The 11,037-nt window shown below is 66.1% G+C and carries 9 protein-coding genes and 2 pseudogenes; 3 read left to right on the top strand and 8 right to left on the bottom strand.

What is annotated here, in order from left to right:
* The 4 genes and pseudogenes from IT540_RS13855 to IT540_RS13870 form a co-directional block, all read right to left on the bottom strand.
* A pseudogene (locus IT540_RS13855) lies at window positions 1–515 on the bottom strand (microcin ABC transporter permease); the annotation flags it as partial.
* A 55-nt stretch (window positions 516–570) separates the two neighbouring features.
* Window positions 571–2,406 (bottom strand): extracellular solute-binding protein, encoded by a 1,836-nt coding sequence (locus IT540_RS13860; RefSeq protein WP_291178953.1) that lies wholly within the window; start codon window positions 2,404–2,406, stop codon window positions 571–573.
* A gap of 35 nt (window positions 2,407–2,441) precedes the next feature.
* A complete protein-coding gene (locus tag IT540_RS13865) occupies window positions 2,442–4,469 on the bottom strand; it encodes an extracellular solute-binding protein (RefSeq protein WP_291178956.1) in 2,028 nt (675 codons plus the stop codon).
* 272 nt (window positions 4,470–4,741) lie between these two features.
* Window positions 4,742–5,401, bottom strand: a complete 660-nt coding sequence (locus IT540_RS13870) for a c-type cytochrome (protein ID WP_291178960.1) — start codon at window positions 5,399–5,401, stop codon at window positions 4,742–4,744.
* Window positions 5,402–5,676: 275 nt separating this feature from the next.
* Between IT540_RS13870 and IT540_RS13875 the strand changes: the two genes are divergently transcribed.
* The 3 genes from IT540_RS13875 (at window position 5,677) to IT540_RS13885 (ending at window position 8,195) form a co-directional block, all read left to right on the top strand.
* On the top strand, window positions 5,677–6,423 hold the full coding sequence (locus tag IT540_RS13875) for a 3-deoxy-manno-octulosonate cytidylyltransferase (RefSeq protein WP_291178962.1): 747 nt from the start codon (window positions 5,677–5,679) through the stop codon (window positions 6,421–6,423).
* Between the two features lie 92 nt (window positions 6,424–6,515).
* On the top strand, window positions 6,516–7,415 hold the full coding sequence (locus tag IT540_RS13880; protein WP_291178964.1) for a prephenate dehydratase: 900 nt from the start codon (window positions 6,516–6,518) through the stop codon (window positions 7,413–7,415).
* A gap of 30 nt (window positions 7,416–7,445) precedes the next feature.
* A complete protein-coding gene (locus IT540_RS13885) occupies window positions 7,446–8,195 on the top strand; it encodes a glucose 1-dehydrogenase (RefSeq protein WP_291178967.1) in 750 nt (249 codons plus the stop codon).
* A 30-nt stretch (window positions 8,196–8,225) separates the two neighbouring features.
* Here IT540_RS13885 and IT540_RS13890 read toward each other — a convergent pair whose 3' ends face one another.
* The 4 genes and pseudogenes from IT540_RS13890 to IT540_RS13905 all read right to left on the bottom strand — a co-directional run.
* The gene (locus tag IT540_RS13890) at window positions 8,226–9,038 is read right to left on the bottom strand and encodes an RNA methyltransferase (RefSeq protein ID WP_291178970.1); all 813 of its coding nucleotides are present in this window, start codon (window positions 9,036–9,038) and stop codon (window positions 8,226–8,228) included.
* A gap of 10 nt (window positions 9,039–9,048) precedes the next feature.
* The gene (locus IT540_RS13895) at window positions 9,049–10,017 is read right to left on the bottom strand and encodes a class I SAM-dependent methyltransferase (RefSeq protein WP_291178973.1); all 969 of its coding nucleotides are present in this window, start codon (window positions 10,015–10,017) and stop codon (window positions 9,049–9,051) included.
* An 11-nt stretch (window positions 10,018–10,028) separates the two neighbouring features.
* Window positions 10,029–10,712, bottom strand: a complete 684-nt coding sequence (gene aat / locus IT540_RS13900; RefSeq protein WP_291178976.1) for a leucyl/phenylalanyl-tRNA--protein transferase — start codon at window positions 10,710–10,712, stop codon at window positions 10,029–10,031.
* 169 nt (window positions 10,713–10,881) lie between these two features.
* Window positions 10,882–11,037: pseudogene (locus IT540_RS13905) on the bottom strand (acetyl-CoA carboxylase biotin carboxylase subunit); the annotation flags it as partial.

An 11,037-nucleotide genomic window follows, 5' to 3' on the forward strand; every position in this document is an offset into this window, starting at 1 on the left:
AACGGCTCGCCGTCGCGCACGGCCTTGCGAATGCCGAGCGGGATGGCGATCAGATAGGTGATCAGCGTCATCCAGAGCCCGAGCGAGATCGAGACCGGCAGCTTCTCCTTGATCAGCTCGATGACCGACACGTCGCGGAAATAGCTCTTACCGAAATCGAACATCAGGTAGCTCTTCATCATGAGCAGGAAGCGCTCATGCGCCGGTTTGTCGAAGCCGAACTGCTTCTCGAGGCTCTTGATGAACTCCGGATCGAGCCCCTGAGCGCCGCGATACTTGGAGGTGACGCTGTCGCCGGCCCCTTGCCCGATCTGCGACTGGCTGCCGCCGCCCAGCGTATCGCGTGCGCCGCCGCCGATCCGATCCGAGATCGAGGTGTCGCTGCCTGTGAGCTTGGCGATCATCTGCTCCACTGGCCCGCCGGGCGCGAACTGAATGATCACGAAGCTGATCAGCATGATGCCGATCATCGTCGGAATGATCAGGAGCAGTCGCTTGAGGAGATAGGCAGCCATCGTTCGATCATATCTCCCTACGGCGCGGGCGCGTCAAATGTGAGCCCAACGGGGCTCACCGCTGCGCCAGCGCCTTGGCCTTCGCATCGTCGTACCACCACGTATCGAGCGCGCCGCGCTCGTACTTGGGCTTGACCTCCGGCCATCCGAACTTGTCCCAGAACGCGAGGTTGTGGGCACCCTTGTACCATTGCGGCACCCAGTAGTGTCCCGCCCTCAGCACGCGATCAGCCGCACGCGTCGCAGTGACGAGTTCATCGCGCGACTTGGCCATAACCACCTTGTCGATGAGCTGATCCAGAACCGGGTCGGCGATGCCAGCCAGATTGAAGCTGCCGTTGGTCGCCGCCGCTTGCGAGCCCCAGAAGTTCTTGAGCTCGATGCCCGGCGTCAGCCTCAGCGCATAGCGCTGCGTGGTGAGGTCGAAATCGAAATCCTTCATGCGCCGCTCGTACTGGGCGGCATCGACCCGCCGCATCGTCGCATCGATTCCGATCGCGCGCAGGTTCTTGATATAGGGACCGATGATGCGCTCGAAAGACGGGCTGTCGAGCAGGATCTCGACGGTGAGCGGCTGCCCCGCGGCGTTGCGCAACCCCTCCGGCGTCTGCTGCCAGCCCGCATCCGCGAGCAGCTTCGCGGCCTGGCGGAGTTGCTCGCGGTTGTTGCCGCTGCCGTCCGTTACCGGCGGCACGATGGCCTCGCCGAACACGGCCTCGGGCAGCTTGTCCCGGAACGGCTCGAGCAGCGCCAGCTCCTCGGGCGACGGCTTTCCCGTCGCCTTGAGATCGGAGTTCTCGAAGTAGCTTGCCGTGCGCGTATAGAGCCCGAAGAACAGGTTCTTGTTGCTCCACTCGAAGTCGAAAGCGTAGTTCAGCGCCTGGCGCACGCGCGCGTCCTTGAACTTGTCGCGCCGCGTGTTGATGAAGAACCCTTGCGCACCCGACGGGCGCTCATCCGGGAGGGTGAGCAGCTTGACGCGTCCCTCCTTCACCGATGGCTTGTTGTAGCCGCCGGCCCAGTCCTTGGACGTGAATTCCTCGCGGAAATCGAAGTTGCCCGCGAGCAGGTTCTCGAGCTCGAGCGTGCGGTCGCGGTAGTACTCGTAGCGCACCTCGTCGAAGTTGTTCTGACCGACGTTGACCGGCAGATCCTTGGCCCAGTAGTCCGGACGCCGGATGTAGGTGACATATGTTCCGGCCTTGAACGGCCCGACCTTGTAGGGCCCCGAGCCGAGCGGCGGCTCGAGCGTCGTCTTGTCGAACTCATTTGCCGTGTAATAGACCTTCGACAGCACCGGCAGCGTCGCGACCGTAATCGGCAAGTCGCGGATCAGCGTGCCCTCGAACGTGTAGCGCACGGTATGCGTGTCGACCGCCTCCGCCGACTTGACGTCGCGAAGCGGCATTGCCAGCGCCGGGTGTCCCTTCGCCTTGATGGTCTCGAACGAGAACACGACGTCTTCCGCCGTGAGCGCGCTGCCGTCGGCGAACTTCGCCTCGGGCCTGAGCTTGAACGTGACCGAGAGCCCGTCCGGCGCCACGTCCGCCGTCTCCGCGACGAGACCGTACACGGCGTCCGGCTCGTCGTTCGCGCGCGTCATCAGGCTGTCGAACACGAGGTTCATACCCTGCGCCGCATCGCCCTTGAGAATGAACGGATTGAAGTTGTCGAACGTCGTGAGCCCCGCGGTGCCGATCTGCGAAGCCCTGCCGCCCTTCGGCGCGTTCGGGTTGACATAGTCGAAATGCTTGAAGTCGGCGGGATACTTGAGGTCACCGAAGATCGAGAGCCCGTGCCGGGGCTCCGCCGAGAGCGGCGAGACCGATCCGACCGCGAGCCCGAGGGCAAGGAGGAGAGCGGATCCTGCCCGCTCGATCCGAAAGCTCATTCCATGTCCGCGAGACCGCCGCACTGTCATCGTCGTCACTTCCTGTGCGCGGCCAGCGCCTGCTGCTTGGCCGGATCGACCCACCAGACCTGCGTGAACCCGGTCGTCAACGAGGGCAGCTTGTCGGGCCGGCCGAACATGTCCCACGTCACGATCCATTCATAAGGGTTGTACCACTGCGGCACCAGATAGTGGCCCCACAGCAGCATCCGGTCCAGCGCGCGGGTGTAGGCGATCAGCTCCTCGCGGTCCTTGGCCAGGATCAACTTCTCGATCAGCGAGTCGATCACCGGGCTCTTGATGCCGATGGTGTTGCGGCTGCCGTTCTGGTCGGCGGCAGCCGAGCCCCAGAAGTCGCGTTGTTCGTTGCCGGGCGACATCGACTGCGGGAAGCTGTCGATGATGATGTCGAAGTCGAAGCTCGTCTCGCGCTGCTCGTACTGCGCCGGATCGACGACGCGGATGCTCGCCTGCACGCCGATCTTGGCCAGATTCGAGATGTAGTGAGCGATATGCCGCTGGAAGGCATCCGAGCCGAGCAGGAACTCCACTCTGAAAGGCTCACCCTTGGCGTTGCGCAGCACCGACTGCGTCTTGGCGGATCCGAGCCCGATCGCGCGTCCGATCTTGCAGAACGTGCCGCAGTCCGGATCCTCGACCTCCTCCTGGCGCACCTCCCAGCCGGCCTCCTTGAAGAGCCGCATCGCCTCGGCGAGGTTCTTGCGCAGGTCGTCCCGCGAGGCGAACACCGGGTTCTTCCATTCGGTGGTGAACAGCTCGGGCGGCAGATCCTTCTCATACTCTTTCAGGATCTCGAGCTCGCGGCCTTGCGGCAGCCCCTTCGCCGCCAGCTCCGAGTTGTCGAAGTAGCTGGCAACCCGCGTGTACTGGCCGAACAGCACGGCCCGGTTCAGGTCCTCGAAGTCGAATGCGTAGTTGAAGGCCTGCCGCACGCGCGGGTCCTTGAATTTGTCGCGCCGCGTGTTGAACACGAAGCCCTGCATCCGCGCGACGCCCTTGGTCGGAATGGCCTCCTTCTTGACCCAGCCCTTCTGGATAGCGTCGAAATTGAACTGCGTGGCCCAGGCGCTCGCCGTGTTCTCGCGCCAGAAATCGGCCCGGCCTGCCTTGAAGTCCTCGAACGCCGCCGTCCGCTCGCGGAAATACTGGAAGCGCAGCTCGTCGAAGTTCCACTGCCCTTTGACGACCGGCAGGTCCTTCGCCCAATAGTCGGGGACGCGCGCGATCACGATGCGGCTTCCCGGCGAGAACTCCTTGATCTTGTACGGCCCCGATCCCAGCGGCACTTCGAGTGTGCTCTTGGTGAGATCGCGCGGCTGGCCGTTCTTCCCCGTCGCCTCCCAGAAGTGCTTCGGCAGCACGGCAAGCTGTCCGAGGATCTGCGGCAGCTCGCGATTTCCGGAGATGTCGAAGGTGAAGGTGACCTCGTGGTCGCCCGTCTTCTCCGCCTTGACCACGTTCTTGTAGTAGCGGGCATACATCGGATGCGCCTTCTTCAGCGCTTCGAGGCTGAAGATCACGTCCTCGGGCTTGATCGGCTCTCCGTCATGGAAGCGCGCCTCGGGCCTGAGCCCGAACTTGGCCCACGAGAAATCCGGCGGGAACGACACCCATTCGGCCACCAGCCCGTACTCGGTCGATTCCTCATCGGGGCTGCCGGCCATGAGCGAGTCGTAGATCATGCCGACGCCGGCGGCCGACACGCCCTGGATCGAGAACGGATTGAGCGAGTCGAACGTGCCTTCGGTCGCGAACCGCACCACGCCGCCCTTGGGCGCGTCCGGGTTGACCCAGTCGAAATGTTTGAAGTCGGGGCCGTATTTCGGATCGCCGATGAGCGAGAGCGCGTGATGTCGCGCGGGCTCGCTGGCGCTTGCGTCGGGAGCCGGAGCGGCAGCCGCGGGCGGGGCGGGCTCGGCCGGTGCCGCGCCCCCCGCATCTTGGGCGCGAACGGCACCGCCTAAGGCGGCGGCCATGGCCAGGGCTGCGAGAACCGGAACGAGAAGGGTCGAGCGCCAGTGAGCCATGTATTCCGCTGCCATCGTCACCATCGTTACGTGTCGGAAAAAGCGGACTGCAACGCACGAGGGAGCAATGCGGCCCGCGAAAGCCCCGCATTTGGAAGTGCCGGACCTCTGGAAGGTTCAGTTCCTAGCACGGCTCCACGCGAATTCGGATTAAAGATCGGCAAGATGGACCTTCGATCCGAACGCCGTCGAGGGCAAACAACCAGCAGAAATACCGACAAAAATCCCGGATGCGTAGGATCGCGCAACCATGCGGCGGCACGCCACGGCCGAGAGCCGCCCGATCCTTAAGGCGAGGACGCCGGGCTCTCCGGCTGAGCCGGGGGCGGAGCGCCTTCGGGCTGAGCCGACGGCTGTGCACCCTCGGGCTGCGGCGCCGGAGCTTCCGCCTGCGGCAGCGGCTCGGGACTGTCCGCGAGCGTACGGATGTAGGCGATCACGTCGGCCAATTCCCCCGTGTCGGAGATGCCAGCGAAGATCATTTTCGTGCCGGGCACGAATTCTTTGGGCTTGTGCAGAAATGCCGCCAGATCGGCGTACGTCCAGTCGCCGCCCTTGCCCTGCATGGCATCGGAATAGCCCTTGAAGTCCGCGAGCGAGCCATGGGGGCGCCCGAGCACACCCCAGAGGTTGGGGCCGGCCTTGCTGGCGGCGCCCTTCTCGGCCGAATGGCAGGCGAGGCATTTCTTGAACGAACCTGCGCCGTTCTCGGCGCTGGCCGTGGGCAGCGCCAAGACGACCTGCGCCGGATCGAACGCCGCCGGGGCGGCAGGCCCGCCCTCCGGCGCCGCGCCGCCCGCCTCGCTCGGCTCCGGCAGCTTGTAGCCGCCCGCGATCTCGCCGTGGGAGTGGCGCGCAAGATCGATGAAGGTCTTCGGCAGGAAGATGAGGAGCAGGGCCGCCAGCACGCCACCCGCGATCTTGCTCAGTTCGAAGGAGTCCACCATCTCGTCACCCCGCAGCCGCTCGCCATTTCGAAATCAAAGGCTCACTATTGTTAACGACAACCTTGAACCTATCGTTTCGGTGAGGATCAACCGAAAAACCCGCGCATTCACTCCGGACGCATCTACAAGACACCGGCCATGCCTTGCAACCCCACGTTCCGCCAGTCTACAGCTTGCGGGCCCGCAGGTGGCCACCCTTACCAAAATCAGCATACGGGATCGGCCTCGGCCTTCCATGGGGCCAAATGTCCAGAATGAGAGGTCCTTAAGAGAGAATGACGAGAGCGCTGATCATCATCCCCGCCCGCATGACCTCGACCCGCCTGCCCGACAAGCCGATGGCAGACATCGCGGGCGAGCCGATGATCGTGCGCGTCTGGCGTCAAGCCCATGCCGCCGAGATGGGGCGCGTCGTCGTGGCGGCGGACGCCGAGGAGATCTGCACCGCCGTGCGCGCTGCGGGCGGCGAGGCACTGATGACGCGCCCCGACCACGCCTCGGGCTCCGACCGCATCTTCGAGGCGCTGAACCGCGTCGACCCGGACGCCGAGGCCGACATCGTCGTCAACGTGCAGGGCGACCTGCCGACCATCGACCCGGCCCTGATCCGCACCTGCGCGTCCGTTCTCGCAGACAAGGGCCCGCACATCGCCACCCTCGCCGCCGAGATCACCGACCCCAACGAGCGCACCAACCCGAACGTGGTCAAGATCGTCGGCACGCCGCTCGCCGAGCCGAAGCGCCTCCGCGCCCTCTATTTCACGCGCGCTACCGCGCCCCACGGCGACGGCCCGCTCTATCACCACATCGGCCTCTACGCCTACCGCCGCACGGCGCTCGAGCGCTTCGTGTCACTCCCCCCCTCACACCTGGAGAAGCGCGAGCGCCTGGAGCAGCTCCGCGCCCTCGAGGACGGCATGCGCATCGACGTGGCCGTCGTTGACACTGTTCCCCTCGGTGTCGATACTCCGGCCGACCTCGAGCGGGCCCGGCAGCTCGTCGGAAAGACGCGTCGGGCATGACCTTCTTCCCCTTCTTCGGCCGTCCTTCGGCACGCCCCCTCGGGCTTGCAGCCTGACAGACCGAGCTTCACGCCTTCCTGAGCCAGACACCCATGTCCACCAAGCCTTCCGTCGCACGCATCGCCTATCAGGGTGAGCCCGGCGCCAACTCGCACCTCGCCTGCACCGAGGCCTACCCGGACCACGAGGCCGTGGCCTATCCGACGTTCGAGGACGCGCTGGCGGCCGTGAAGTCGGGCGACGTGCTCTACGCCATGATCCCGATCGAGAACTCGGTCGCCGGCCGCGTCGCCGACATCCACCACCTGCTCCCGAACGCGAACCTCTACATCGTGGGCGAGCACTTCCTGCGCGTGCGCCATCAGCTCATGGCCGTGAAGGGCGCGAGCCTGGACACCATCAAGCGGGTGCTGAGCCACACGCAGGCGCTCGGCCAGTGTCGCAAAACGTTGCGCACGCTCAACCTGGCGCCGGTTCCCGAGGCCGACACCGCGGGCTCGGCGCGTCTGATCGCAGAGCAGAACGACCCCTCGCTCGCCGCCATCGCCTCGTCGCTCGCCGCCGAGATCTACGGCCTCGAGGTCCTGCGCGCCGACATTGAGGACGAGGCGCACAACACCACGCGCTTCCTGATCCTCGCCAAGGACCCCGACGACGCCGAGCCCGAGGACGGCCCCGTCATCACCACTTTCCTGTTCCGGGTGCGCAACGTGCCGGCAGCGCTCTACAAAGCGCTCGGCGGCTTCGCGACCAACGGCGTCAACATGACGAAGCTCGAAAGCTACCAGCTCGAAGGCACCTTCAACGCCACCATGTTCCACGCAGACATCGAGGGCCACCCAGCCGACCGCCTCGTACAGCTTGCACTCGAGGAGCTGTCGTTCTTCTCGAGCGAGGTGCGCCTGCTCGGCACCTATCCGGCGAGCCCCTATCGCATCGAGGCGGCACGCGCCGCCGCGCCGCCCCCCGGCACGAACGGCAACGGACGCTGAGGACTGCATCAAGCGACACGTGAGGGCACGATGAGACTTGCCGGAAAGGTAGCCATCGTCACGGGGGCCGGCTCGGGCTTCGGCCGTGGCATCGCGGAAGCCTTCGCCGAGGAAGGCGCCAAGGTCGTCGTCGCCGACATCGACGAGAAGCGCGCCAGCGATGTGGCGAAGGAGATCGGCAGCCGGACTGTCCCCATTGCCGCGGACGTGTCGCGCAGCGCCGATGTGGCGAGCCTCGTGCAGGCGGCCACAAGCGCCTTCGGCGGCCTCGACATCGTCGTCAACAACGCCGGCATCACGCACAGGAACCAGTCGCTGATGACGGTCCCCGAGGAGGAGTTCGACCGCATCTACGCCGTTAACGTGAAGTCGATCTACCTCACGACGCTCGCCGCCGTGCCGGAGCTCGAGAAGCGCGGCGGCGGCTCCATCATCAACACGGCCTCGACGGCCGGCGTGCGTCCGCGCCCCGGCCTCACCTGGTACAACGGCTCCAAGGGCGCAGTGATCGCGCTGACCAAATCCATGGCCGCAGAGCTGGCCCCGCGCAACATCCGCGTCAACGCCATCAACCCCGTCATGGGCGAAACCGGCATGCTGGAGGACTTCATGGGCATGCCCGACACCGCCGAGAACCGTGCCCGTTTCATCGCCGGCATCCCGCTCGGGCGCATGTCGAAACCAACCGACATCGCCAATGCCGCGCTATTTCTCGCCGATCCCGCCTCGAGCTTCATCACCGGCATCGCCATCGAGGTCGACGGCGGCAGGTGCATCTGAGCAATTCCTCTCCCGGGGAGGGAACAATGACTACATCCGCAGCGCCCCACCGCGGATCTGGTACAGCGTCAGCGCAGTCGCCACCGCGAGGTTCAGGCTGTCGAGCTTCCCCGCCATCGGGATCTTCACCAGCCGCGAGCAGGCGCGCGTCAGGCTATCCGACAGGCCCGGCCCTTCGCTGCCCATGACGAGCAGCACCGGCCCCTTATACGCCGCACGCCGGAAGTCCTCGCGCGCGTCGAGATGCGTACCGACCACGTCGCCGCGCCAGTCCGCACGCCACGCCAAGAACGCCTCGCGCGACGTCTTAACTAGTGGCACCGCGAACACCGACCCCATCGTCGCGCGCACCGCCTCGCGCGAGTAGGGATCGCACGCGTTGCCGATCAGGATGACGCCCTTGGCGCCGACCGCGTCCACCGTGCGCACGATGGTGCCCAGGTTGCCGGGATCGCGCACCTCCTCGAGCGCGAGCCAGCAGTCGTCGCCTGCGGTCTTGGCGGGCAGCTCGACCCACCGCTGCCGGAACACGCCGAGCATGGCCTGCGGGTTCTCCTTCGAGGCGAGCTTGGCCAGCACCGCCTCCGACACCTCGAGCACGTCTGCCCCGGCACCAAGGGCCCAGGCGACAAGCGACCGCGCCACCGGGCTCCCGGCCGACCCCGCCTGATAGACGAGGCTCGTCGGCACGAATCCGGCTTCGCGCGCCGTAACGAGGATCGAGGCGCCCTCGGCCACGAACAGCCCGGTCTCGCGGCGCACCTTGCGCATCTCGAGCGCACGGATCGCCTTGATCCGGTCGTTGGTCAGGCTGGTGATGACGCGCGGCTCGGGAGCACTCATAATTTAGCGCTCATGATGTCCATCGCACGAACAGCGAGGTCGGAACCGCCGCGCCACCGCCCTCGGCCACGAGCGCAAGCTCGCCCGCGGAGAGCTGCCCGCCACAGTCCGCCAGCACATCCGCCGCGAGTTGCTCGAACGCCAGCGCGGACGCACGGATCGCGTAGACCGTGAGCACCAGCGCGGACGTCTCGTTGGCAAGAAGCCGCGCCACGTTTCTCATGAGCGGCGGAAGCCCCTGAAACAGGTCCCATACCTCGCCTTCGGGGCCGCGCCCGAACTTCGGCGGATCGATCAGGATGACATGATAGGTCCTGCCGCGCCGCACCTCTCGCGCCACGAACTTGGCCGCGTCATCGAGAATCCAACGTATCGGCGCCTCCGAAAGGCCGGAGACAGTTTGGTTCTCCTTGGCCCATTGAATGGCCTTCTTGGACGCGTCGACGTGCGTGACCTCGGCGCCCGCACGCGCCGCAACGAGCGACGCCGCGCCGGTGTAGGCGAAGAGATTGAGCACGCGCGGCCGCTCGCCCTCCACACGCCCGATCCGCTCGAGCATCCAGTCCCAGTGCGGCACCTGCTCGGGGAAGAGACCCACATGCCAGAGGCCCTGCAGCCGGCAGGTGACAACCGCGTCGCCGACGCTCACCGGCCAGCGCTCGGGCACCGGCTTGTCGAGCCGCCACTTGCCCTTCTCCTCGTCTTCGGCGGACGCGGAGAAGACCGCGTGCGCGCGGCTCCAGACGTCCGCCCCGCACTGCCGACGCCACAGCGCCTGCGGCTCGGGGCGATCGACGACCACGGGCCCGAAGCGCTCGAGCTTGCGGCCGTCGCCGCTGTCGATGAGCGCGTAGTCGGTAGGCCCCTCGGTGCGCAGGATGTCGAGGCGGCCGGTCCGCTCAAGCACGCGCGTCCGCCGTTCGGCCGTCTGTCCGTCGCTGTCGCCCACGTTTCGGATTGTCCCGCGTTTCGGCGCCATGGCGAGTCCGCTCAGCGGAGCTTGCCCTGCGCCTTTTCGATGATGTCGAGGATGGCGGCGCCGGACGCGTTGAGCGGCACCCGCATGAAGTCGGCGGTCTGCCCCAGCGCGTGATCGAGATGGCGGTGGAAGTCGTCGCGCTCGATCTCGATGGTGCCGAACTGGCGCAGGTGGTCTGTGACGAACTGCGTATCGAGCAGCGTGAACCCGCCGCCGATGAGCCGCCCGACCAGATGCACGAGCGCGATCTTCGAGGCATCGCGCACATAGGAGAACATGCTCTCGCCGAAGAACACGCCGCCGAGCGCTACGCCGTAGAGCCCACCCACCAGCCGGTCGCCGTCCCACACCTCGACCGTGTGGCAATGACCGAGCCGGAACAGGTCCCGGTAGAGGGACCTGATTCGCGAATTGATCCAGGTCGAGCGCCTGCCGGCCCGCTCCGCCGCGCAGCCCTCGATCACGCCCTCGTAGTTTGTATCGATGGAGACCCGGAGCGCGCCCTGGCGCACGGTCCGCGCAAGCCGCCTCGGCACATGCACCGAGTTGAGAGGGAGAATGCCGCGATGCTGCGGCTCGATCCAGTAGAGCGCCGGGTCATCCGCGCTCTCGGCCATGGGAAAGATGCCGCAGCTATAGGCCTTGAGCAGGACCTGCGGCGTAATCTCGATCATGATGTCGTCGCGCGACGCCATCAGCAGAAGCACTCCTCGCTCAGGAAGCCCCTCCGTTCCCGAAGCGCAACTCTACCGCATTTGCCCTGCGAAGTGGATCCGGGAAGCTCCGAGTATGCAGCCTCCCCAGGGACCCTTCGCGGCACATCTCACCTTCTCGTGCCCGTACAACAGGCACCCTGCCATCCCGCTAGCCGTTTCCGGCGAGATACTTCTCGAGCCAGTGGATGTCGTAAAGCCCGTTTGTAATGTCCGGCTGGCGGATCAGCTCGTTGAACAACGGAATCGTGGTCTCGATTCCGTCGATGACGAACTCCGAAAGCGCGCGCCTGAGCCGCATCAGGCA

The organism is Hyphomicrobium sp., assembly GCF_020852195.1.
GTDB lineage: Bacteria > Pseudomonadota > Alphaproteobacteria > Rhizobiales > Hyphomicrobiaceae > Hyphomicrobium_C.

Coding starts and splice junctions, on each gene's coding strand:
- IT540_RS13860 (WP_291178953.1), bottom strand. CDS start 2,406: ATGAGCTTTCGGATCGAGCGGGCAGGATCCGCTCTCCTCCTTGCCCTC.
- IT540_RS13865 (WP_291178956.1), bottom strand. CDS start 4,469: ATGGCAGCGGAATACATGGCTCACTGGCGCTCGACCCTTCTCGTTCCG.
- IT540_RS13870 (WP_291178960.1), bottom strand. CDS start 5,401: ATGGTGGACTCCTTCGAACTGAGCAAGATCGCGGGTGGCGTGCTGGCG.
- IT540_RS13875 (WP_291178962.1), top strand. CDS start 5,677: ATGACGAGAGCGCTGATCATCATCCCCGCCCGCATGACCTCGACCCGC.
- IT540_RS13880 (WP_291178964.1), top strand. CDS start 6,516: ATGTCCACCAAGCCTTCCGTCGCACGCATCGCCTATCAGGGTGAGCCC.
- IT540_RS13885 (WP_291178967.1), top strand. CDS start 7,446: ATGAGACTTGCCGGAAAGGTAGCCATCGTCACGGGGGCCGGCTCGGGC.
- IT540_RS13890 (WP_291178970.1), bottom strand. CDS start 9,038: ATGAGTGCTCCCGAGCCGCGCGTCATCACCAGCCTGACCAACGACCGG.
- IT540_RS13895 (WP_291178973.1), bottom strand. CDS start 10,017: ATGGCGCCGAAACGCGGGACAATCCGAAACGTGGGCGACAGCGACGGA.
- aat (WP_291178976.1), bottom strand. CDS start 10,712: ATGGCGTCGCGCGACGACATCATGATCGAGATTACGCCGCAGGTCCTG.